We start from the raw sequence: 22,678 nt of genomic DNA on the forward strand, positions 1-22,678 counted from the left end.
CTGTGATGGCCTTGTCAGAACGAGGCGCGTGAACGGATGGCGTTGCGCGCCGGCAATCCGGCCATTCTAGCGGCTCGGATCGACGCGCGCCGTGGCGCCGATCCGCGTGGCGCTTGTTTGCTGGCTTACTTGGCGTCGGGCGCGCTCGCCGCATTCGCTTGCTGCGCCTTCTTGTCCTTCTTGCTGGCTTCGTGATGGCCGATCGCGCAGCCACCCACCGCGCCCGCCGTGCCGTGCTTGCCCGCGACGTGCCCCGCCACGCCGCCGACCGCCGCGCCCTCGATGCAGCCCTTCGCCTGCACTGCGCCGGTAGCGGCGAGCATGGCGGACGTCAGTGCGATCAATGCGATTTTGCGACTCATGATGGATCTCCCTCTTCTTTGTTGGACGTGATGGGAGCCTTGCATGCGATGTGCCTGACAGGGTGTAAGAAAATAACGGCCCTCGCTCAGAAGGCGAGGCTCTTGCCGGATCCGTTTTCCTGTGGTCTTTTGGCACTGCCCCTGTGCGGGCGGCAGTGCTAATAAACCAAAAAGAAAACGGGATCCGGCGAACGCCCGAAGCGCATCAGGCGTTTGTCGCCAAGAAGTGACTACCCCGCTTTAGAGCTGCTGCTGAACCCACCCCGTCACGCCGGCAAGCGCGGCCGGCAGATTGGCAGGCTCCGTGCCGCCCGCCTGCGCCATGTCCGGACGGCCGCCGCCCTTGCCGCCGACTTGCTGCGCGACGAAGTTGACGAGCTCGCCCGCCTTCACCTTCTTCGACGCATCCGGCGTCACGCCCGCGATCAGGCTGACCTTGCCGCCATCCACCGATGCGAGCACGATCGCCGCGCTCTTGAGCTTGTCCTTCAGCTTGTCGACGGTTTCGCGCAGCGTCTTCACGTCCGCGCCTTCGAGCTGCGCGGCCAGCACTTGCACGCCGGAGACGTCGACGGCCTGCGACACGAGTTCATCGCCTTGGCTCGCCGCGAGCTTCGACTTCAGCGCGCCGAGTTCCTTCTCCAGCGACTTCACGTGCTCCTGAACCTGCGCGATACGCTGCGTGAGTTCCGAAGGCTGCGCCTTCAACACACTTGCCGCCGCGTTGATGCGTTGATCCAGCTCCTGCACGTAGCGCACGGCGTTGTCGCCGGTAATCGCCTCGACGCGGCGAATGCCCGCCGCGACGCCGCCTTCCATCACAATCTTGAAGAAGCCGATATCGCCCGTTCGCTGCACGTGCGTGCCGCCGCAAAGCTCGCGCGAGAAGCCGAGATCGAGCACGCGGACTGTATCGCCGTACTTCTCGCCGAAGAGCGCCATCGCGCCGCCCTTCACCGCGTCGTCGTAAGACATCACGCGCACGACGCCAGGCGCGTTCGCGATGATCTCGTTGTTCACGATCTGCTCGACGCGACGGATTTCGTCGTCCGTCATCGGCGCATTGTGCGCGAAGTCGAAGCGCGTCTTGTCGGCGTCGACGAGCGAGCCTTTCTGCTGCACGTGGCCGCCGAGCACTTCGCGCAGCGCCTTGTGCATCAAATGCGTGGCCGAGTGATTGCGCGCGGTGCGGGCGCGACGCACGGCGTCGATTTGGGCCTTCACGACGTCGCCGACCTTGAGCGTGCCTTGCTCGACCGTGCCGTGATGACCGACGACATCGGCCTGCACCTTCAACGTATCCGCGACGGCGAAGCGCACGTTCGCGTTCGCGAGCACGCCCTGATCGCCGACCTGACCGCCCGATTCCGCGTAGAACGGCGTGTGATCGAGCACGACGACCGCCTGCTGGCCGTCCTTCGCCTCGTTCACCGATGCGCCTTCGACATACAGCGCGAGAATTTTCGCGTCGTCGAAGATTTCCTTTTCGTAGCCGTGGAAGGTCGATTTCGCGCCCGAGTATTCGAGGCCCGCGGCGATCTTGAACTTGCCCGCCGCACGCGCCTGGTCGCGCTGACGCGCCATCGCGTCGTCGAACGCGGGTTCGTCGACGGTCACGCCGCGCTCACGGCACACGTCGGCGGTGAGGTCGAGCGGAAAGCCGTACGTGTCGTGCAGCTTGAACGCGAGTTCGCCGTCCAGTTGCTTAACGCCCTTCTCTTCAAGATCGGCGAGTTCGCCTTCGAGGATCGCCATGCCGTGCTCGATGGTCTCGAAAAAGCGCTCTTCTTCCTGACGCAGCACGTCGGTCACGCGCTGCTGCGCTTCCTTCAATTCGGGGTACGCCGCGCCCATTTCCGAGACGAGATCCGCCACGAGCTTATGGAAGAACGCGCCCTTCTGGCCGAGCTTGTAGCCGTGACGGATCGCGCGGCGCACGATCCGGCGCAGCACGTAGCCACGGCCTTCGTTGCCGGGAATCACGCCATCGACGATGAGGAACGAGCACGCGCGGATATGGTCCGCGATCACCTTGAGCGAGTTGTTTTCCAGATCCGGCGTGCTGGTTTCGCGCGCGGCGGCCTTGATGAGGTTCTGGAACAGATCGATCTCGTAGTTGCTGTGCACATGCTGCAGCACCGCGGCGAGGCGTTCGAGGCCCATGCCCGTATCGACGCACTGCTTGGGCAGCGGCGTCATGTTGCCCTGCGCGTCGCGGTTGAACTGCATGAACACGAGATTCCAGATCTCGATGAAGCGGTCGCCGTCTTCTTCAGGAGACCCCGGCGGGCCGCCCCAGATTTCCGGGCCGTGGTCGTAGAACACTTCGGAGCACGGACCGCACGGGCCGGTGTCGGCCATCTGCCAGAAGTTGTCCGATGCGTAACGCGCGCCCTTGTTGTCGCCGATGCGGATGATGCGCTCGACCGGCACGCCGATTTCCTTCGCCCAGATATCGAAGGCTTCGTCGTCTTCCTGGTAGACGGTCACGGTGAGCTTTTCTGCCGGCAGGTTGTAGACCTTCGTCAGCAGTTCCCAGCAATAGTGGATGGCGTCGCGCTTGAAGTAATCGCCGAACGAGAAGTTGCCGAGCATCTCGAAGAACGTGTGATGGCGCGCGGTGTAGCCGACGTTTTCCAGATCGTTGTGCTTGCCGCCCGCGCGCACGCTGCGCTGCGCGGTGGTCGCGCGCGAGTACGGACGCGATTCGCTGCCCAGAAACACGTCCTTGAACTGGACCATGCCCGAGTTGGTGAAGAGCAGCGTCGGGTCGTTGCCGGGCACGAGGCTCGACGAACGCACGATCGTATGACCCTTCGATTCGAAAAACTTCAGGAATTTCTCGCGTATTTCGGCGGCTTTCATAGCGTACGGGGCGTGTCTTCGGTTCTTTGATGGTGCCCGCGGGCGGCTCGCGACGAGCCTCGGCCGGCGTGGCAAGGGTGATTGTCGATTATACGGGATTCGCCGCATCCAACCGGGGGCGCGGCCTGTCAGGTATCGCGCGCGCGGCGGTTCTGTGCGACATTCGCAGTCCGGAGACAATTTGAGCGAGCGAACCGACGAATGGGAGCCTTGAGCCATATCCGCGTTCTGGACCTGACCCGCGTGCTGGCGGGACCGTGGTGCGCGCAGACCCTCGCTGATTTCGGCGCGGACGTCATCAAGATCGAGCGGCCCGAAACCGGCGACGACACACGCCACTGGGGCCCGCCCTACCTCAAAACGCCCGCCGGCGAAGACACCCGCGAGGCCGCGTACTATCTCGCGGCGAACCGCAACAAACGTTCGGTGACGGTCGATATCGCCACGCCCGAAGGCCAGCGGATCGTCCGCGAGCTGGCCGCGCAAAGCGATGTCGTGCTGGAAAACTACAAGGCCGGGCAACTGAAGAAGTACGGGCTCGACTATGAATCGCTGAAGGTGGTGAAGCCGGACATCGTCTATTGCTCGGTGACCGGCTTCGGACAGACCGGGCCGTACGCCCAGCGCGCGGGCTACGACTTCATCGTGCAGGGCATCGGCGGGTTCATGAGCATTACCGGCGAGCGCGACGGGCAGCCCGGCGGCGGTCCGCAGAAGGCCGGCGTGGCGGTCGCGGACCTGATGACCGGCATGTACGCGACCATCGGCGTGCTCACCGCGCTCGCGCACCGCGACCGCACGGGCGAAGGGCAATACATCGACATGGCGCTGCTGGACGTGCAGGTCGCGATGCTCGCCAACATGAACACCAATTTCCTCGCGAGCGGCAAGCCGCCGGTGCGCTGGGGCAACGCGCATCCGAACATCGTGCCGTATCAGACCTTCCAGACGAGCGATGGCTGGATCATCGTCGCCGTGGGCAACGACGGGCAGTTCCGCAAGTTCGTCGAATCGGGCGGGCGCGCGGAACTGGCGGACGATCCGCGTTTCGCGGCGAATCCGTCGCGCGTGCGCAACCGCGACATCCTCGTGCCGATTCTCGCGGACATGGTGCGTCTGAAAGGCAAGCACGAGTGGATTACGCAGCTCGAAGCCGCCGGCGTGCCGTGCGGTCCGATCAACGATCTGGGCGAAGTGTTCGAGGATCCGCAGGTGCTCGCACGCAAGATGCAGATCGATTTGCCGCATCCGACAGCCGGCACGGTGAAGCTCGTCGCGAGCCCGATCAAGATGAGCGCGACGCCGCCCGAAGCGCGCACGCATCCGCCGCTACTGGGCGAGCACACGACGAGCGTGCTCGCCGACGTGCTCGGTTACGACGAAGCGCAGATCGCGCAATTACGCGCATCGAAGGCAATCTGAGCGGATCGGCGGGATCAACGAACGCCCGCGCCGATCAGACCGCCCGCCGCCGCGCCCGCGACGGTGCCGATCGGTCCGCCCGTGACCAGATAGCCGAGCGCGCCGCCCGCGGCCGCGCCGACTCCGGCGTGCGCCTGCTGGCGCGACACGTTTGCGCAGGCCGCGAGGCTCGATACGAGCGCGGCGGCGGCGGCGAACTTGAGCGTCGTGATGGCGATCTTCTTCATGATGGGCTTCCTTGTTTTCTCGTTGTGATGTGTCGTGTACTTCGCGCATGCCCGCGACCGATGCAGGCGAGCCGATCTTAAAATCGCGCGCCCGCGCCTTTCAACGCGATTTACGTCCCGTTACGGCGGTTACGAAGCCCATCGCCGCGCGTAAACCATGTAACGGAACTCGCGAAACGGCGCGACTGTGCGAATCGCGCGACGAAACCGCCCGCAAGCGGCCCCCGAACGCCGCCGCAGCCTGCCCGGGACGGTTGCGTAAGGTAGAATCGACCCAATATTCAAGCCTTCGTACGTGTATCGAGCCGACTGGTCTCGATGAACGCTTCCCGAACCGTTTCACGCGCGCGAGCGCATCCGCTGGCACTCTCTTTCGCATGAACACCGATCGCAACGACGCCCCGGCGCCATCAAATTTCATCCGCAACATCATCGAAGAAGACAACCGCTCCGGCAAATGGTCGCAGCGGGTCGAGACGCGCTTTCCGCCGGAGCCGAACGGCTATCTGCACATCGGCCATGCGAAGAGCATCTGCGTGAACTTCGGCCTCGCCGCGGATTACGGCGGCGTGTGCCATCTGCGCTTCGACGATACGAACCCCGAGAAGGAAAGCGTCGAATACGTCGATTCGATCATCGACGCCGTGAAATGGCTCGGCTTCGACTGGAACAAGAACGGCGCGGAACACAAGTACTTCGCGAGCGACTACTACGACAAGCTGTACGAATTCGCCGAGATGCTCATCAAGAAGGGCCAGGCGTACGTCGACAGTCAAACCGCCGAAGAGATGCGCGCGACGCGCGGCTCTGCCACCGAAGCGGGCATCAACTCGCCGTATCGCGACCGCACGCCCGAGGAGAACCTCGACCTCTTCCGCCGCATGAAGGCGGGCGAGTTCAAGGAAGGCGAGCACGTGCTGCGCGCGAAGATCGACATGGCGTCGCCGAACTTCAACATGCGCGATCCGGTGATCTATCGCATCCGCTTCGCGCATCACTACCGCACGGGCGACACGTGGTGCATCTACCCGATGTACGACTACGCGCACTGCGTGTCGGACGCGATCGAGAACATCACGCACTCGCTCTGCACGCTGGAATTCGAGGATCATCGTCCGCTCTACGACTGGTTCCTCGCGCAGCTCGCGGACGACGGCGTGTTTCAACGTCCGCTGCCGCAGCAAATCGAGTTCTCGCGCCTGAACCTCACGTACGCGATCACGAGCAAGCGCAAGCTGCTGCAGCTCGTGCAGGACAATCACGTCGAAGGCTGGGACGATCCGCGCATGCCGACCATCGTCGGCGTGCGCCGGCGCGGCTTCACGCCGGAGAGCATCCGTCTGATGGTCGAGCGCGTCGGCGTGACGAAGGTCGATTCGTGGATCGACATGAGCGTGCTCGAAGGCGCACTGCGCGACGATCTCGACGACAAGGCCCCGCGCGCGATCTGCGTGCTCGATCCTTTGAAGCTCATTATCGACAACTATCCGGAAGGACAGGACGAGACCTGCAGCGCGCCGGTGCATCCGCATCACCCGGATCGCGGCGTGCGCACGTTCCCGTTCTCTCGCGAATTGTGGATCGAGCGCGAGGACTTCCAGGAAACGCCGCCGAAAGGCTATTTCCGCCTTTTCCCCGGCAACAAGGTGCGTCTCAAATACGGCTTCGTCGTGGAATGCACGGGCGCGGACAAAGACGAAAACGGCAACGTGATCGCCGTCCATTGCAACTACTTCCCGGACAGCAAGTCGGGCACGGAAGGCGCGAACAACTACAAGGTGAAGGGCACGATTCACTGGGTCAGCGCGGCGACCGCGTATGCGGCCGAAGTGCGCCTCTATGACCGTCTCTTCAAGGAGCCGCAGCCCGGCGCGGGCGGCGCGGAATTCCTCGATGCGCTCAATCCGGATTCGAAGCGCGTCGTGAACGCGTATCTCGAGCCGAGCGCGCGCGACGCGAACGCCGAAGACCGCTTCCAGTTCGAGCGCCACGGCTATTTCGTCGCGGACCGCGTGGATTCGCAACCGGGCAAGCCGGTGTTCAACCGCATCGTGAGCCTGCGCGACAGCTGGGGCAAACCGGCCTGATATCGGCATGACAGGGCGCCCGCGCGGCCACGCGGCGCTGTCGATGTCCGCTTCCAACGAGGACTTCATGAAGCTGCCGTATTGCTTCGCGCCGCGCCGCACGAGGGCGCAACGAATTGCCGCCCTCGCCTCGTGGCTGCTGCTCGCATCCGCCGGCGCGCATGGCGCCACCGCTGCCGAACTCGCCACGGCGCAGGCCACCGTCGATCAGATGCCGCCTTCCGCGACGCTGCGCAAGATCGTCGAGAACGGCGCGATCGTGCTGGGCACGCGCGAGTCGTCGGTGCCGTTCTCGTACACGGTGAAGCAACAACCGCTCGGCTACTCGTACGAGATTGCGCTCAAGGTCGTCGACGAAATCAAGAAGCGCCTCAACATGCCGAATCTGGCGGTGAAGAACGTTCAGGTCACGTCGGCGAACCGCATCTCGTATGTCGTGAACAATCAGGTCGATCTCGAATGCGGCTCGACCGCGCATGTGGCCGAGCGCGATCCGCTCGTCGCGTTTTCGAACAGCTTCTTCCAGTACGGCATCCGCATGGCCGTGAAGAAGAAGTCGGGCATCCGCGACTACGCGGACCTCGCGAACAAGACGGTGGCGACCACGGCGGGTACATCGGATGAGCGCATTTTGCGGCAGATGAGCATCGACATGAAGCTGAATCTGCGCATCATCAGCGCGCGCGATCATGCGGAAGCGTTCGCTGCGTTGAAGTCGGATCGCGCGGTGGCGTTCGTGATGGACGATCCGCTGCTCTACGGCAAGATCGCCCAGGAAGGCGCGGCGCGCAACGACTATATGGTGACGGGCGCATCGCTTGCGAACGAAGCGTACGGCTGCATGATGAGAAAGGGCGACCCGGTGTTCAAGCGCATCGTCGACGACGTGATCGCCAACATGCAACGCTCCGGCGAAGCCACGAAACTCTACGATACGTGGTTCATGCGCCCGATTCCGCCCGACGGTATCAATCTGCAATTTCCGATGTCGGCGGAAATGAAGGCGCTCTTCGCCAATCCTAACGACCGCACGGTCGATTGACTACAACGTCTCGTGCAGCTCCGCGAGCGATAGCGTCGTCTGGAACAGGCGCGCGAGGCTGCGGCTCGCGAATTTGTCGACGTCGGCCGGGCTGACCCAGCGGTAGGCGTCCATCTCGGGGATCATCGTGCCGTCGCTATAGCGTGGAAAATACGATTCGCACACGCAGTTCTCGAGCTGCACTTCGTCCTCGCTCACGCGCACCGCGAAGAGATGCAAGTCTTTGTCGCGACGATAGACGAAGCGTCCGAGATCCTTCAGCCGTTCGGCGGCGAGCACGATGCCCGTCTCCTCGACGAGCTCGCGCAATGCTGCCTCGCGCGGATTCTCGCCGGGATCGGCGGCGCCCTTGGGCACGTCCCAGTGCGTGGTCTCGGTCGCGTGGCACAGCAGCACGTCGCCCTGCGCGTTCAGGATGACCACGCCGCACGATACGGAGCGCGCGGTCATCGACGGCTTTCCCCGTTCATCACTGCTTCTTGAGTTTCCACTTGCCGTCGCTCGCCTTGCAGGCGGTCGGCGTCCAGGTTTGCGTCTGCCCTTTCGCGTGCGCGACGAGCGTGACCTTGCGGCACTTGAGCCCGCCCGACTCGAAGGTTTCCTGCGGCGTGACGGTGCCGTTGATCGGAACCGTGTTGCCCGCGCCCTTGTTGTCCCAGTCGAGCGATTCGCCGTCCTGCTTGGTATTGAGCGCGGTCTGCGCGGCGTTGTTGAGCGCCTGCAGGTCGCGCTGCTTCATGTAGGTGATCGGCGTGTTGTTCAGGAAGCCTAGATTGGCGGCGGATGCGGCCGTGCTCGCAGCGACGAGCGCGGCAGCCGCGAACGTCGGAAAGGAAGCGCGAGCGAATGCTCGATGTGTGATCGGCATTTGAATTGTCCTCGTTGCGATGAATATGCCGCCTGCAAGCGCAAGCAAGGCGGCAACTGCGATTGATCGACCTCAGCCCGTGTGGGCGGGCCGCAACGAGGATAGCATGACGCGAGGGCGTTCGGCCGCCCCGCCGCGCGGGCGTACGTCAGTTGGACGCGGACTTCATTTCGTTGATGCCGGTGCCCTTTTGCGCGTTCTTGTCCTTAGCCGGATCGTAGCCGTCGGTGAGCGTGCCGAGGAACGCGACGACGTCCCTGATTTCGGCTTCGTCGAGCGCGGGCTTGTCGCCTTTCTTGCGATCGAACGGCGCCTCGGTATTGATGTTTTCCCAATAGCGCTTCGGCAGATCGTCGAACTTCTGGACGACGCCTTTCTTCGATACCGGATAGAACTTCTCCGGGTTCGTATCGCGCTCGACGTAGAAGCGCACTACGTCTTCCAGATTGTGATAGATGCCGTTGTGGAAGAAGGTCTTGCGCGTCGCGACATTGCGAAGCGACGGCGTGCGGAAGATGCCGCAATACTCGTCCTGCCCCGTCAGATCGCGACGCTCGGGACCGCATGCGCCGAGATCGTGAAAGTTCGGGTTCCTGTTGACCGGCAACGCGCGATTGCGCGGCACGCCGATCGCGATCAGGCCGAAGTCGCTGAACTGCGGCGGCGAGCCGTCCTTCGCGCGCTGGCTGATGTGACACGCCGCGCAGTTGCCCTTGTTCTCGTCGTTGAAGAGCTGGAGGCCGTGCATCTCGGCGTCGTTGAGCTTCGCGCGGCCCGCGAGGAACGCGTCGTACTTGCTCGTGTACGGATAGAACTTCTCGGGCGTCTGCTCGAACGCTTCGAGCGATTGCAGCACGGCGGCGAACGCCTTGTCGTCGCTGTCGAACACGTTGGCGCCGAACGCGTTGCGGAAGTCGTCGGCATACGGCGACGCCTTCACCGCCGCCGTCACCTTGGCGGGCGTGCTGCCCATCTCGAACGACGACAAGAGCGGAATGCGCGCCTGGTCCGAGCCATGATCGACGCGGCCGTCCCACGTGAGGCCGCCGGTCGGACCCGCATCGACGCTCTCGTCGCCTTCGTCGTCGGAATCGTGGAAATGACGCGTGAATGCCGGCACCGCTTGCAGATATTTGAGCGACGGCACCGCGCGAAATCCCGGCCGATGCATGTCGTTGCCGCCTAGTTGCACAGACAGCGCGTTCGGCGGCCCGAACGCATGACTCGGGCTATGGCACGACGCGCACGCGAGCTTGCCCGAACCGGACAGCGACGGATCGAAGAAGAGCTTTTCGCCGAGCGACGTCATCTGCTTCACGTGCGCGAACACTTCCGCGCGCGATTGACCGTGCGGCGCCGCGTCGGCCTGCGTCTTCCCGCTCGCGCTTTGGTCCGCGGCGTGGGAATCGCAGCCGCTCATCGCCGCCGATATTGCGGCGAGCGCGAGCGCACAGAGGACGGACGGCAAACGCATCGAAGACATGGACGTGAGGATCGGAATCGAAAGATGCCGAAGCGTATGTCGTACGCATGTCGTTCATGTGACAAGCCTCGACGCTGTCATGTCGAGCGCATCGGAAGAAATTTATTAAGCGAACATTACGCAAACGAAAGCCTTATTACACGGCGGCGTCAACTTGCGTTGCGACACTGCGCACGCCGGCGGGCAAAGGCTTTCCGACGACGCCCGCGTCACGCGCCGGTCCCCAACACAAGAGAGAATCTCAATGAACAAGAAACTCGTTTGCGCGGTGCCGCTCGCGGCCGCTGCAGCATTCGGCCTCTACGCATGCGGCGGCGACGATCATCACGATAACGATATTTCTTCGGTGAAGAACGTCGTCGTGATTTACGCGGAAAACCGCAGCTTCGATAACCTCTATGGCCACTTCCCCGGCGCGAACGGCCTGCAGAACGTGACGGCGGCGAACTCGCAGCAGCTCGACCGCGACGGCAGCGTGCTCCCGACGCTGCCGACCATCTGGACCGGCCTGACGGCGAAGGGTGTGACGCCCGCGATTTCCGAGGCGATGACGGCGAACCTGCCGAACGCGCCGTTCGCGATCGACGATCCAAAGGGCTTCCACACGCAGCTCAACGTCACGACGCGCGATCTGTATCACCGCTTCTACGAGAACCAGATGCAGATCGACGGCGGCAAGAACGACAAGTTCGCCGCGTGGGGCGATTCGGGCGGCCTCGTGATGGGTCACTACGACACGCCGCCGGACAAGCTGCCGCTCTACAAGATCGCGCAGCAATACACGCTCGCGGACAACTTCTTCATGAGCGCGTTCGGCGGTTCGTTCCTGAACCACCAGTGGCTCGTCTGCGCGTGCACGCCGGTGTATCCGAACGCGGACACGAGCGTCGCGAAGGGATCGATTTCGGCGGTGAACGCGGACGGCGTGTCGCTCAAGACGAAGACGAATCCGCCGCCTTCGGCGTTGACCGGCTCGGCCGACGCACAGTTCGTGAACTCGGGCACGCTCACCCCCGACTTCTACGCCGTCAACACGATGCAGCCGCCGTATCAGCCGAGCGGCAACAAGCCGGTGACGGGCGGGGATCCGAACCTCGCGGACCCGACCCAGCCGACGACGCTGCCGCCGCAGACGCAACAGCACATCGGCGATCTGCTGAACACGGCCGGCGTGAGCTGGGCATGGTACGGCGGCTCGTGGGGCGCGGCGCTCGCGGACCGTTCGGTGATCAACGGCGCGGTCAACGTGGTGCCTGACTTCCAGACGCACCATCAGCCGTTCAACTACTTCGCCGACCTCGCACCGGGCACCGCCAATCGCGCGCAACACTTGCTCGACGGCGGCACGAACGGTTCGGAGTTCATCAAGGCGATCGACGCGGGCACGCTGCCGCAAGTCGCGTTCTACAAGCCGCAGGGCAACCTGAACGAGCACGCCGGATACACGGACGTCGCGCAGGGCGACCAGCACATCGCCGATCTCGTCTCCCATCTGCAGAAGAGCCCGCAGTGGAAGAACATGGTCGTCGTCGTGACCTACGACGAGAACGGCGGCTTCTGGGATCACGTCGCGCCGCCGAAGGGCGACCGCTGGGGTCCGGGCACGCGTATCCCGGCGCTCATCATCTCGCCGTATGCGAAGAAGGGTTTCGTCGATCACACGCAATACGACACGACGTCGATCCTGCGCTTCATCACCAAGCGCTTTAGCCTGGCAACATTGCCGGGCCTGAAATCGCGCGACGACGCACTCGTCGCCAACGGCGGCAAGGCGATGGGCGATCTGACCAACGCGCTCGACTTCTCGCAATAAGCATTGCGCGTCGGCGCTGCAACGAAACGGGCCGCGGCTGTCACACCGCGGCCCGTTTTTTTGCGCCGATGCTCAAGCGCCCGCGAAGAGCGTCGCCAGATCGTTCGTGCGCGCGCTGCTTGTCTGCGCGAGCACGCGCGCTTCGAGTTCGTCGATATGCGAGCGCATGACCGTGAGCGCGGCGGCGAGATCGCCGTCCTCGAGGGCATCGACGAGTCGTCCGTGCTCGTCCGATGAACAGTTCGACAATTTCGACGGATCGAAGAGCGCTTTATAGAGCTCGGTCTTCGCGACCAGTTTCGCGAGAAACGCCTGCACTTCCGGCGCGCCCGCGAGTTCCGCAAGCAGCAGATGAAAGTGGCCCGCGAGGCGCACGCACTCTTCCACGCGCTCCGCCTTCACCGCGCGCTGCTCCGCTTTGACGTGGGCGCGCAGCGCGCGCTTCGCTTGCGCGCTCAGCGTGCCGCACAGCGCCGCGACGATGCCCGCCTCCACCACCTGCCGCGCGCGATACACCTCGCGAATGTCGACGGGCGTCGGCGACGGCACGAACGCGCCGCGATTCACCTCAAGCGTGAGCTTGCCTTCGGCGCCGAGCCTCGCCAGCACCTTGCGGATCGTGCCGCGCGTGCAGTCGAACGCGGCGGCGAGCTCGCGCTCGACGAGTTGCGCGCCGGGCGCGAGCTTGCCGTTCAAGAGCGCGGACGTGATTGCCGCGTACACGCGTTCGTCTGGCGGCGTTGCGCTCGCGGCTTCGTTGGATGTCGTGTCCTGGCGTGTTGCCATGTTGGCTGATCGTGCTTGCGTTGAATCGCATTGTAGCGAGTGCATGCGCTCCGGCGCGAATCCGGGTTATCAGGTTTCGCGTATTCTTGGTTGACCAAATAACGATAAAATGGTCAACCAAATTACACGGCGCCGGGAGGATTCAATCGTATGAAACCATCGACATGGATCGTCGATGCACCGCGCGCATCGAACTTGGCGTGGCTCGCGGTGATCGTCGCGATCGGCCTGAACCTGCGGCCGCTGCTCACTTCGATCAGTCCGCTGATGAGCGTGATTCTGCACGCGACGGGATTGTCGTTCCGCGGCGCTTCGATGCTTACCGGCTTGCCCGTCGTCGCGATGGGCGTCTGCGCATTCGGCGCGAGCGCGCTGTCACGCTCGGTCGGCCAGGCGCGCGGCGTGGCGATCGGGCTCATCGCGATCGTCGCCGCCTGTGCGGGGCGATTCGTCGCCGGCAACGCGGACGCGCTCATCGCGAGCGCGGCAATCGCGGGCACGGGCGTCGCGGTCATTCAGGCGCTCTTGCCCGGCGTCATGAAGACTCGCTTCGCCGCGCGCCTGCCCTTCGCGATGGGCCTCTACTCCGCATCGATCATGGCAGGCGGCGGGCTCGGCGCGAGCATCACGCCGGCGGTCGCGGCGCGCGTGTCGTGGCAGGCGGGGCTCGCGTTCTGGGCATTGCCCGCGCTGCTCGCGCTTGCGGCGTGGATGCTCCTGATGCGCGCCGACGCGTTGCCTCGCCCATCGTCGAATGTCCACGCGAAACCCGCGCCGTCGCTCTTTTTGAATCGCCGGGCGTGGACGCTCGGAATCTTCTTCGGGCTAGTCAATGGCGGCTATACGAGTCTCGTCGCATGGTTGCCCGCGTACTACCAGCAACTCGGCCGCGGCGTGAGCGAGAGCGGCGCGCTGCTTGCAATGCTGACCATGTTCCAGGCAGCATCGGCGTTGCTTCTGCCGATGGCGGCGGCTCGCTTCGGACGTGGCCGCGACCTTCGTCCGTGGCTCGCGCTCGGTCTCGTCGCTCAACTGGCGGGCTTCGGTCTGCTGCTCGCCGCGCCGCTGTCGGCGCCGCTCGCGGTCGTCGCGTTGCTCGGCAGCGGACTGGGCGGCGTGTTCGCGCTCTCGCTCGTGCTGACCCTCGATCACGCAGACGACCCCGCACTGGCCGCGCGGCTCGTCGCGTTCGTGCAGGGCGTGGGCTTCGTCATCGCGGCGATTGCGCCGGTCGTCGCGGGCGTCGTGCGCGATGTGAGCGGCGGCTTCGCGATGTCGTGGCTGACGCTGGCCGCGAGCCTCGTCGCGATGATCGCGCTGAATGTCGTGTTCGGGCCTCGCAGCTATGCGCGCGCGATGCGTGAGCAGGACGGCGCGCTCAACGCACCGCGTGACAGGCAAAGAACTCGTCGAGCAGATCGGTCATCTGCCACACGGGGCACGGACGGCGGCAATGCCCGTCGTAGCCCGCTTCCTTGAGATGCGCGATCGGCTCTTCGGGCAGAAAGCCGCTCATCGCGATGATGAGGCGATTGGCGTCGTCATCGAGCTCGCGTAGCGCGCGGACCAGCGCGTAGTTGCCGCATCCACCGATGCGCGTATCGAGAAAAAGCACATGCGGACGCCATTCCCGCGCGATCTGTTTGAGTGATGCCGCGTCCACCGCGAGTTGCGCGGGAAAGCCCTTCAATTCGAACAAGGAAGCGAGCGACGCGCCGAGCACCCGCTCCGGCAGCGCGAGCAGCACGCGCCGCGACTCCGGTTGCAGGCGCGACTGCTTGCGGTTCCATAGCGAGCATTGCGCCAGGCTGGTTTCGTATGCTCGATTGTTCAAGTCGTTCCTCTTGCGTCGATCGGCTCGTCGCTGTCACCGTTATGGCGCATTGCGCTCCAGGATGACGCATCGGCGCACTGTTGATGGGCGGAAGATTCGCTTGTACGAGATGGTTAGTTTTTCCGAAGGGTTGTGGGGCGCGGGATCGGCGCGTGTATGGCTGGAGGATGGGCAGGAAGTGGGCCAGCTTGGCAGCGTGTGCCGGTTCGCTTAGCCATGCTGATGTTTGAGGACCGTTCCCGCGAGCGCCATAAAAACAAAGATCCCAGTCGCAAAGACTGGGCTCGACGCAGGCCGTTTGGCCCGCCCTACACGACTCGAACGTGTGACCTACGGCTTAGAAGGCCGTTGCTCTATCCAGCTGAGCTAAGGGCGGAGAACCGGAGCGCGCGGCAAGGACAAAAGCGGCCGCGCATCAGAAGAGACCGCGATTTTACCTCATTCGCCGCCGCGCTAGTCCCGAGTTCGTCACACCGGCTGCGGATGCATCACGAACCAGCCAAGGAAGAAGATCCCCGCGATCACGCAATACACGCCGAACGACGCGAGCTTGCCGTGCCCTTCGAAGTAGCGCATCAAAAAGCGCACGCTGAGATACGCCGCGATGCCCGTCAGCACGCCGCCCAGCACCGAATCGGCCAGTTGCCCCGGCGCGTGAAAGAGCTTCGGCAATTCGAGCACGCCCGCTGCGAAGATGATCGGCGTGCCGAGCAGAAACGAGAATTCGGCCGCCGCCTCCGCCGTGAGCCCGGCGCCCACGCCCGCGATCATCGTCAGTCCGCTGCGCGAAAAACCGGGAATCAGCGCGCCGATCTGCGCGAGGCCGACGAGAAACGCCTGCTTGAACGTGAGCTTCTGCGGCGCGCGCACCGCGCGGCTTCTTTGCAAACGATCGCCCAGCCACAGCAGCACGCCGTTCACGATCAACGCCGCCGCGACGATCCGCAAATCGTGAAAAATCGCCTCGAGCCGTTTTTCGAGCAGCAGTCCGACGATGCCCGTCGGAATCGTGCCGATGATGAGCGCCCACATCATGTGGCCGTCGTCGTTCGCGCGGCCGCCGAGCGACGCGACGAAGCCGCGGATCAGCGCGATCCAGCGCACGCGGAAATACCAGAGCAGCGCGATGGCCGTGCCGAGGTGCAATGCGACGAGAAACGGCAGCAGCTGCGGCGCGTGCTTGTCGATGTGCATGCCGATCAGCCCGGGAACGAGCAAGGTGTGGCCGAGACTGCTGACCGGAAAGAGTTCGGTCACGCCCTGGAGCACGCTCAAGAATACGAGAAACCACAGAGTCACGCGTCGGTCCTTTTTTGAGGAGGAAGAAGGACGCGCCGTGCAGTTCCATCCCTCGCATCACGCGAAGCCGAACGAGGCATAAGGGAAATGGGAACAGGAAGGAAAAGCCGATACGGCGCGCAAACGGGACCGATTATGCCGGTGGCGAAATCGAGCGCCAAGCGCAAACCGCACACAAAATGCGTCGACAGTCAATCGTCGGGAAAACGAAGAATGATCGCAAGCAGAATACAGGCGATACGAAAGAAAGCGCACGCCCAAGCGCCGCGCGGCGTTGCAGGACCGCGATGGCCCTCAGGCCGCCAGCTTGTAAAGAAAGACTGCCGTGCTCGCGCCGAAGAGGGCGAACATCGCGACGCCCATTTCCATCGCCAGATCCATGACTGCTCCTTGTCCGTCTGATGCCCAACACAGGAACCACATAACAACATATCGCGCGAGCCTTGCTCAGTCGCAATTTCCCGCAAAGGGTTTTTCCCGACGGAATTCCAAGGCAGAATCGTCGGGTCTAGCCGCGCCGGATCGCCGCGCGCGGCGCATCGTCATTCAACGGAGCGCCTGCCATCATGTCATCGGAAATTGACGTCATCGAAATCGAGCGCGACGGCGCCGCCATCCGGCTCGCGCCGCACGCGGGCGGACGGCTCATGACCTGGCGCGTCGGCGGCGAGCCGGTCGTGCACTGGCCCACGGGAGCGAATGCGCCCGACTGGTCGAATCCGGCCAAGATCCGCGGCGGCAATCCGCTGCTCTTTCCGTTTCTCGGACGTCATTTCGTCGATGGCGAAATCGGCAAATGGCGCGACCCCGAAGGCGTCGTGCATGCCCTGCCGACCCACGGCTTCGCGCGCAACCTGCCCTTCTCCAGCACGCGCGACGCGGACGGCCACGGCCTCCGCATGACGCTCGTCGACAGCGACGCGACCCGCGACGGCTATCCGTTCGCGTTCCGTTTCGAGGCGGCGTACCGCATCGTCGACGGCAATACGCTCGAAGTCGAGCTCACGACGTCCAATCCTGGCGAGGTCGCGCTGCCCTACTACGCCGGGCATCACTTCTACTTTCATCTGCCGCACGGCCAGCGCGCCGAGAGCAGCGTCGAGCTGCCGCGCACCGAGCGGCGCCGGCAACTCGCGGACGGCTCGATCACCGAAGCCGAGCCCGGCCTGCCGCGCTATTCGCTCGCCGACCCGGGTATCGTCGATACGTTTCACTGCTTCACGCGACAGTCCGATGAACCGGTACTGGTGAAGCTGCCGGGCCTGAAGCGCACGGTCGGCTTCGAGCTGCAGCAGCCGGACTCGGTGCCGTGGTACGCGGTGACGACCTGGACCGAAGCGGACACGTCGGACTTCTATTGCGTCGAGCCGTGGATCGGCCTGCCCGACGCCATCCACAATGGCCGCGGCCTGCGCTGGCTCGCACCGGGCAAGACGGAGACGGCATTGCTCAGGCTCGTCGTCACGCACGACGAATAAGGCGAAGGACGCCTGCACGAAGCGCCTTTCTGTCCGGGGAAACCCGAGACGGTAAAATCCTGCCTTTCGACTCGCCGCGCGATCGTGCTGCGCACCTCTCGCGGCAGTGCTTTACGAGGTCAGGTTTGCAAAAAAGAATTCGACGGCTCGTCTGCGCATCGCTCATCGCAGTGTTGGCCGCTTGCGGAACGGGGCCGGTCGCGCCGGGCTTTTATCGCGTGGAGCGCGGCGACACCGTGTCTAAAATCGCGCGTGCGAATCGCACGACAGTCGCGAACATCAAGCGCTGGAACGGGCTCTCGAATGCCGACGCCATCGAGGTCGGACAGGTGCTGCGCATCGCGCCGCCGGCGGGAAGCGCGAGCGCGGCGGAGTCGTCGGCTGCGGGCAGCGCGAAGAGCGATGCCGGCGCGCAAGCGTCGTCGCAGAACAAGGCGGGACCGGGCGTGACGCTCGTCTGGCCGGCGCAGGGCAGCATCATTCGCGGCTTCGACGGCAAGAACTCGAAGGGCATCGATATCGCCAATGTGCCGGGCACGCCCGTCGTCGCCGCCGCGACCGGCAATGTCGTCTACGCGGGCAACGGTCTGCGCGGCTACGGCAACATGCTGATCGTCAAGCACGACGACGAATATCTGACCGCCTACGCCCACAATCGCGTGCTGCTGGTGAAGGAAGGCCAGACCGTGCAGCAAGGCCAGCAGATCGCCGAAATGGGCGATACCGACAGCGATCGCACGATGCTGCATTTCGAAGTGCGCTACATGGGCCGCTCGACGGACCCGGCGCGCTATCTACCGCCGCGCTGAAAGCCCGGCGGACGTTACGAGGAAGATTGATGAGATTGACGATGAGGATGAACACGGCCGCGCTCGGCGCGGCGCTCGCCTTGACCGGCGCACTCGCCGGATGCGCGCACACGGCGACGATGACCTATCTGCCTTCGGGCGACACCGGCTTTGCGATCAACTGCAGCGGCGGCGATGCCAGCACGAGCTGGGCGGCCTGCTACAAGCAGGCGGGCGAAGTGTGCGGGGCGTACGGTTACGACGTGGTCTCGAAGGATGCCGATAACGGCGCGACCGCGGGCGGCTCCGTTGGCGGGATTTTCGGCGCGAACATCAAGAACCGCTCGATGGTGATTCGCTGCAAGCAGTAACCGTTGCACGCGCCGTCAGCAGTCGACCGCGTCGTTCTTTGGCTTCTTCGAGGCTGGCGTGCGCCAATGCCCTGATAGCGGATCGATATGTGCAGCGAATGCAACGAGCGACCCAACGGCGAGCGGCGCGACGGCGGCGAAAACCCAGAGCAGATCCATGACAGATACACTTTGAAACACATTGCCGAATCATACTTTGCCGGCAAATTATTCGCTCGAATGAATACTCTGAATTGTGTGACAGGTAGCGTTTTCCGATTCCGAACTGTCGGCTGACGCACGCTCCGACTTGCATCCCGTTACGCGCCGAAACAAGCGCATACAGTCACGAGGCGGCGATATCCATAGACTGCTCTTAGCCCGCGCATGATCTCCGCGCGAACGGCCTGCGCGGGTCAGAAGCCCCGGTGTGCCCGCATCGGGGCTTCGCCTTTTATGGCGCTTATTGAGGCTTGGCGGGATCGGAGATCATCGACGGCGGGGTCATGTCCGTCGGCACGCCCTTGTAGTCGGGCGGATCTTGCGGCTCATGCTTCTGATGCGCAGAGTCGGCGCAGGCGGCGAAGCCGCACGCAATGAATACGGCGCAGACGAGGTTGAAAACGATACGCGGCATGAGACTCCCGGACGAGCGTCGAAAAGACAAAGGGGTTACAAGCCGTAACTTGTAACCCCTTCGTGTATCGTGGTCGGAGCGAAAGGATTCGAACCTTCGACCCTCTGATCCCAAATCAGATGCGCTACCAGGCTGCGCTACGCTCCGACGAGCCGCAGATTGTAACGTGCCTTGCTCGCATCCGCAATGCCAAACGCGGGCATGCATCTTTCTGCTCCATTCGAAAGCGAACTCATCATCCGGAGACGATCCATGAACCTCATTCTGTGGCGTCACGCCGAAGCGGAAGATCAGGCGTCGAGCGATCTCGCGCGCCAGCTCACGCCGCGCGGACGCAAGCAGGCGCAAGGCATCGCGAAGTGGCTGAGGGCGCGCATCGCCGATGACGCCGTGTTTCTCGCCAGTCCCGCGACGCGCACGATCCAGACCGCCGAGGCCTTCGGCGACCGCTATCGCGTGATCGATGAACTCGCGCCGGGCAACGGCGCGCAAGCCGTGCTCGATGCGGCGGGCTGGCCGGAGGGGGTCGCGGAGACCGTCGTCGTGATCGGGCATCAACCGACGCTCGGCCGCGTCGCCGCGCTCCTCATGACGGGCCACGAATCGGAATGGTCGATCAAGAAAGCGGGCATCTGGTGGTTCCAGGGACGCACGCGCGGCGGCGATGGCCACGTCGTGCTGCGCGCGGTCGTCAATCCCGATCTGCTTTGAGCGCGGCGGCGGCACCGTAAGCTCGCGTTCATGCGCGTGTCGTTTCATCGAAACGTCATTGCGACGCCATGCGAGCGTCACCGTGCATTACTACATTGGCGAGGACTTGAAGCCACGTCCTGTCGAGGAACGCCAATGCAAGATATGCCGACGCCTTTCCTGCAACTCGGAGCGTCATCGCTCTCGCTCGATTCGCGCCGCCACCTTCCGCGCACGTCGGAAACCGTCACGGGCCGCGAGCGCCTGCAAGTTGCGTGGGCGCGCGACGAAGACGCCCTGCGCGACGCGCAGCGCCTGCGCTATCGCGTGTTCTCCGAAGAAATGGGCGCGCGTCTGTCCGGCCCCGCGGGCCTCGACGTCGATGCCTTCGACGCCTATTGCGATCACCTGCTCGTGCGCGATCTCGACACGCTGCAGGTTGTGGGCACATACCGCGTGCTGCCGCCGCATCAGGCCGTGCGCATTGGCCGTCTGTACGCCGAAAGCGAATTCGACGTGTCGCGCCTGACGCATCTGCGGCCGAAGCTCGTCGAAGTGGGCCGGTCGTGCGTGCATCCGGACTATCGCAACGGCGCGGTGATCATGTCGCTGTGGGGCGGCCTCGCCGCGTACATGATGCAGAACGGCTATGAAACGATGCTCGGCTGCGCGAGCGTCGGCATGATCGACGGCGGGCATTACGCCGCGAATCTCTATACTTCGCTGCCCGCCGATGCGCTCACCGCGCCCGAATACCGCGCCTTCGCGCACACGCCGCTGCCCGTCGAGGAACTGCGCACGGGTGCGAACGTAAGTCCGCCGCCGCTCGTGAAAGGTTATCTGCGCCTGGGTGCGAAGATCTGCGGCGCGCCGGCGTGGGATCCGGATTTCAACACCGCCGACTTCCTCACCCTCTTCCGTCTTTCCGATATCAACGCGCGTTACGCGCGGCACTTCATCGGCGACATGCAGGGACGCTGAAGCCTTGAGACAGAAAGGCCCCGCTCACTCGACGGGTCCTTTCATGTTGCGGCGTCAATCGCCCGTGTACACCACGCGATAGGGCCGGCCGATCTTCTCCCATTCCATCGCTTCCTGAACGAGGCTGTAATCGGTGAGCGGATTGTTCGTCACCCACTGGTTCGGCAGACGCACTTCGAAACCGCCGCCCACCTTTCTCACCTCGATGCCGGGCAATCCGACATCCGTGCGACGGCGCGACAGCAGCGCGGCGAGCCGCAGGCAAAAGAGCAAGGTCCATTCGACGTCGCGCGCCTGCGCGAGCTTGCCGAGCTTGCCCGCATGCCCGAGCACGAGCGCGGCGAGACGCGCCTGATCGGTGCGCGAGAAGCCGGGCATGTCGGCGTTGCTCGCGATATACGCGGAATGCTTGTGATAGGCGCTATGCGCGATCGACAAGCCGATCTCGTGCAGCGACGCCGCCCACGCGAGGAACATGCGATTTTCCTCGCGCACGTCCTCGTCGGGTTCGCCGAGCTGATCGTAAAAGCTGATCGCCAGTTCGCCGATGCGCTCGGCCTGCGCGGCATCGACGCCATAACGGCGTTTGAAGCCTTCGACCGTGACCGTGCGCATGTCCTGATGCTGCGAACGCCCGAGCAGGTCGTACAGCACGCCGAGTCGCAGCGCGGCATCGGTCGTGTCGGCGTATTCGATGCCCAGTTCCTCGAACACGCCGAGCATGATCGACAAGCCGCCCGCGAGCACCGGTATGCGGTCGGGCTTCAGCGCGACGAGCTTCAGCCGGTTCACGTTCTCGGCCTTGATGAGCGCGCGCTTCAGTTTCTCCAGCCCGCCGCGCGAGATGCCGTGCGTGATGCCTTCGTCGTTGAAATCGTTCGCCTCGATCAGTTCCGCGAGCGCGCGCGCCGTGCCCGACGAACCGATCGCCTGGTCCCAGCCGGTGCCCTTGTATTCGCTCGAGATGATCTGGATTTCGCGCTTGGCGGCTAGCTCGGCCTGGCGCATCGTGTATTCATCGACATTGCCCGCCGGGAAAAACTGGCGGCTATGGCTCACGCAGCCGATATACAGGCTTTCCATGTGGATCGGCGTGTAATGCGAGCCGATGATGAACTCCGTCGAGCCGCCGCCGATATCGACCACGAGCCGCTTGCCCGCGCTCGCGGGCACCGAGTGCGCCGCGCCCGCATAGATGAGGCGCGCTTCCTCGCGCCCCGCGATCACTTCGATCGGAAAACCGAGCGCGGCTTCCGCTTCGACGAGAAAGTCGTGCGCGTTCTTCGCGACGCGCAGCGTGTTGGTGGCGACGGCCCGCACCTGATCCGGATGAAAGTCGCGCAGACGTTCGCCGAAACGCTTCAGCGCCTCCCAGCCGCGCACCTGTGACGCGCGGTCGAGCATCTTGTCCTTCGACAACCCGCCGCCGAGCCGCACGGGCTCGCGCAGCGCGTCGACCTGATAGATCTGGCTGCCGGCGGGCGTTTCCTCGACCCGTCCGACGATCAACCGGAAGCTGTTCGATCCGAGGTCTACGGCGGCAAGTAGATGGGGATGTGTGACCATCGGATATCCAGAGTCGTGAAGTGGGGAAAGGCACTGTCACAGCGGCGCTGTTGCAGCGCACGAATTCTATTCTATGCCGATGCGGCCGCGGCCCTCGCCG

The 22,678-nt window shown here is 64.2% G+C and carries 21 protein-coding genes and 2 tRNA genes; 10 read left to right on the forward strand and 13 right to left on the reverse strand.

What is annotated here, in order from left to right:
* Nucleotides 1–125: 125 nt before the first annotated feature.
* Both NCS28_RS09225 and alaS read right to left on the reverse strand, forming a co-directional pair.
* On the reverse strand, nucleotides 126–362 hold the full coding sequence (locus tag NCS28_RS09225) for a hypothetical protein (RefSeq protein ID WP_250513540.1): 237 nt from the start codon (nucleotides 360–362) through the stop codon (nucleotides 126–128).
* A 240-nt stretch (nucleotides 363–602) separates the two neighbouring features.
* Nucleotides 603–3,227, reverse strand: coding sequence for an alanine--tRNA ligase (gene alaS, locus NCS28_RS09230; RefSeq protein WP_250513541.1), 2,625 nt, complete (start codon nucleotides 3,225–3,227; stop codon nucleotides 603–605).
* A 201-nt stretch (nucleotides 3,228–3,428) separates the two neighbouring features.
* On the opposite strand from alaS, the gene NCS28_RS09235 reads away from it, so the two are divergent.
* Complete coding sequence (locus tag NCS28_RS09235; protein WP_250513542.1) at nucleotides 3,429–4,649, forward strand: CaiB/BaiF CoA transferase family protein; 1,221 nt, start codon at nucleotides 3,429–3,431, stop codon at nucleotides 4,647–4,649.
* A 14-nt stretch (nucleotides 4,650–4,663) separates the two neighbouring features.
* Here NCS28_RS09235 and NCS28_RS09240 read toward each other — a convergent pair whose 3' ends face one another.
* Nucleotides 4,664–4,876, reverse strand: a complete 213-nt coding sequence (locus tag NCS28_RS09240; protein ID WP_041730537.1) for a hypothetical protein — start codon at nucleotides 4,874–4,876, stop codon at nucleotides 4,664–4,666.
* A gap of 377 nt (nucleotides 4,877–5,253) precedes the next feature.
* Between NCS28_RS09240 and NCS28_RS09245 the strand changes: the two genes are divergently transcribed.
* Complete coding sequence (locus tag NCS28_RS09245; protein WP_250513543.1) at nucleotides 5,254–6,963, forward strand: glutamine--tRNA ligase/YqeY domain fusion protein; 1,710 nt, start codon at nucleotides 5,254–5,256, stop codon at nucleotides 6,961–6,963.
* Between the two features lie 67 nt (nucleotides 6,964–7,030).
* Nucleotides 7,031–8,005 carry a transporter substrate-binding domain-containing protein gene (locus NCS28_RS09250; protein WP_502801174.1) on the forward strand — a complete coding sequence of 325 codons (975 nt, stop codon included), beginning with the start codon at nucleotides 7,031–7,033 and terminating at the stop codon, nucleotides 8,003–8,005.
* On the opposite strand, the gene NCS28_RS09255 is transcribed toward NCS28_RS09250, so the two are convergent.
* The 3 genes from NCS28_RS09255 to NCS28_RS09265 form a co-directional block, all read right to left on the reverse strand.
* Complete coding sequence (locus tag NCS28_RS09255; protein ID WP_250513544.1) at nucleotides 8,006–8,455, reverse strand: NUDIX hydrolase; 450 nt, start codon at nucleotides 8,453–8,455, stop codon at nucleotides 8,006–8,008. It abuts the gene before it with no gap.
* A gap of 19 nt (nucleotides 8,456–8,474) precedes the next feature.
* Nucleotides 8,475–8,873 (reverse strand): RT0821/Lpp0805 family surface protein, encoded by a 399-nt coding sequence (locus NCS28_RS09260; RefSeq protein WP_250513545.1) that lies wholly within the window; start codon nucleotides 8,871–8,873, stop codon nucleotides 8,475–8,477.
* A 148-nt stretch (nucleotides 8,874–9,021) separates the two neighbouring features.
* A complete protein-coding gene (locus tag NCS28_RS09265) occupies nucleotides 9,022–10,356 on the reverse strand; it encodes a cytochrome-c peroxidase (protein ID WP_250513546.1) in 1,335 nt (444 codons plus the stop codon).
* A 244-nt stretch (nucleotides 10,357–10,600) separates the two neighbouring features.
* Here NCS28_RS09265 and NCS28_RS09270 point away from each other — a divergent pair, with 244 nt between their 5' ends.
* Nucleotides 10,601–12,169 (forward strand): acid phosphatase, encoded by a 1,569-nt coding sequence (locus NCS28_RS09270; protein ID WP_250513547.1) that lies wholly within the window; start codon nucleotides 10,601–10,603, stop codon nucleotides 12,167–12,169.
* A 72-nt stretch (nucleotides 12,170–12,241) separates the two neighbouring features.
* Here NCS28_RS09270 and NCS28_RS09275 read toward each other — a convergent pair whose 3' ends face one another.
* Entirely contained in the window at nucleotides 12,242–12,955 is a 714-nt protein-coding gene (locus NCS28_RS09275) for a GntR family transcriptional regulator (RefSeq protein WP_250513548.1), read from the reverse strand.
* 150 nt (nucleotides 12,956–13,105) lie between these two features.
* Here NCS28_RS09275 and NCS28_RS09280 point away from each other — a divergent pair, with 150 nt between their 5' ends.
* Nucleotides 13,106–14,434, forward strand: coding sequence for a cyanate transporter (locus NCS28_RS09280; protein ID WP_250513549.1), 1,329 nt, complete (start codon nucleotides 13,106–13,108; stop codon nucleotides 14,432–14,434).
* Here NCS28_RS09280 and NCS28_RS09285 read toward each other — a convergent pair.
* The 3 genes from NCS28_RS09285 to NCS28_RS09295 form a co-directional block, all read right to left on the reverse strand.
* A complete protein-coding gene (locus tag NCS28_RS09285; RefSeq protein ID WP_250513550.1) occupies nucleotides 14,334–14,789 on the reverse strand; it encodes a response regulator in 456 nt (151 codons plus the stop codon). The genes NCS28_RS09280 and NCS28_RS09285 overlap by 101 nt on opposite strands.
* Nucleotides 14,790–15,088: 299 nt before the next feature.
* Nucleotides 15,089–15,165 (reverse strand) — tRNA-Arg (locus NCS28_RS09290).
* 92 nt (nucleotides 15,166–15,257) lie between these two features.
* Nucleotides 15,258–16,088, reverse strand: coding sequence for an undecaprenyl-diphosphate phosphatase (locus NCS28_RS09295; RefSeq protein WP_250513551.1), 831 nt, complete (start codon nucleotides 16,086–16,088; stop codon nucleotides 15,258–15,260).
* Nucleotides 16,089–16,654: 566 nt separating this feature from the next.
* Here NCS28_RS09295 and NCS28_RS09300 point away from each other — a divergent pair.
* From NCS28_RS09300 to NCS28_RS09310, 3 genes are all read left to right on the forward strand, one after another.
* Nucleotides 16,655–17,566: an aldose epimerase family protein gene (locus tag NCS28_RS09300; RefSeq protein ID WP_250513552.1), complete on the forward strand. Its 912-nt coding sequence runs from the start codon at nucleotides 16,655–16,657 to the stop codon at nucleotides 17,564–17,566.
* 125 nt (nucleotides 17,567–17,691) lie between these two features.
* Nucleotides 17,692–18,375 carry a peptidoglycan DD-metalloendopeptidase family protein gene (locus NCS28_RS09305; RefSeq protein WP_250513553.1) on the forward strand — a complete coding sequence of 228 codons (684 nt, stop codon included), beginning with the start codon at nucleotides 17,692–17,694 and terminating at the stop codon, nucleotides 18,373–18,375.
* Between the two features lie 29 nt (nucleotides 18,376–18,404).
* On the forward strand, nucleotides 18,405–18,725 hold the full coding sequence (locus NCS28_RS09310; RefSeq protein WP_502801172.1) for a hypothetical protein: 321 nt from the start codon (nucleotides 18,405–18,407) through the stop codon (nucleotides 18,723–18,725).
* A gap of 442 nt (nucleotides 18,726–19,167) precedes the next feature.
* Here NCS28_RS09310 and NCS28_RS09315 read toward each other — a convergent pair whose 3' ends face one another.
* Complete coding sequence (locus NCS28_RS09315; protein ID WP_250513554.1) at nucleotides 19,168–19,341, reverse strand: hypothetical protein; 174 nt, start codon at nucleotides 19,339–19,341, stop codon at nucleotides 19,168–19,170.
* 70 nt (nucleotides 19,342–19,411) lie between these two features.
* Nucleotides 19,412–19,488, reverse strand: a tRNA-Pro gene (locus tag NCS28_RS09320).
* A 105-nt stretch (nucleotides 19,489–19,593) separates the two neighbouring features.
* Here NCS28_RS09320 and NCS28_RS09325 point away from each other — a divergent pair.
* Together NCS28_RS09325 and NCS28_RS09330 are read left to right on the forward strand one after the other, a co-directional pair.
* On the forward strand, nucleotides 19,594–20,052 hold the full coding sequence (locus tag NCS28_RS09325) for a SixA phosphatase family protein (protein ID WP_250513555.1): 459 nt from the start codon (nucleotides 19,594–19,596) through the stop codon (nucleotides 20,050–20,052).
* Nucleotides 20,053–20,187: 135 nt separating this feature from the next.
* Nucleotides 20,188–21,012 carry a GNAT family N-acetyltransferase gene (locus NCS28_RS09330; protein ID WP_250513556.1) on the forward strand — a complete coding sequence of 275 codons (825 nt, stop codon included), beginning with the start codon at nucleotides 20,188–20,190 and terminating at the stop codon, nucleotides 21,010–21,012.
* Between the two features lie 54 nt (nucleotides 21,013–21,066).
* On the opposite strand, the gene ppx is transcribed toward NCS28_RS09330, so the two are convergent.
* Nucleotides 21,067–22,578 (reverse strand): exopolyphosphatase, encoded by a 1,512-nt coding sequence (gene ppx, locus NCS28_RS09335; RefSeq protein WP_250513557.1) that lies wholly within the window; start codon nucleotides 22,576–22,578, stop codon nucleotides 21,067–21,069.
* Nucleotides 22,579–22,678: the final 100 nt, after the last annotated feature.

The sequence above is a fragment of the Caballeronia sp. INDeC2 genome (genome assembly GCF_023631325.1).
Classification (GTDB): domain Bacteria; phylum Pseudomonadota; class Gammaproteobacteria; order Burkholderiales; family Burkholderiaceae; genus Caballeronia.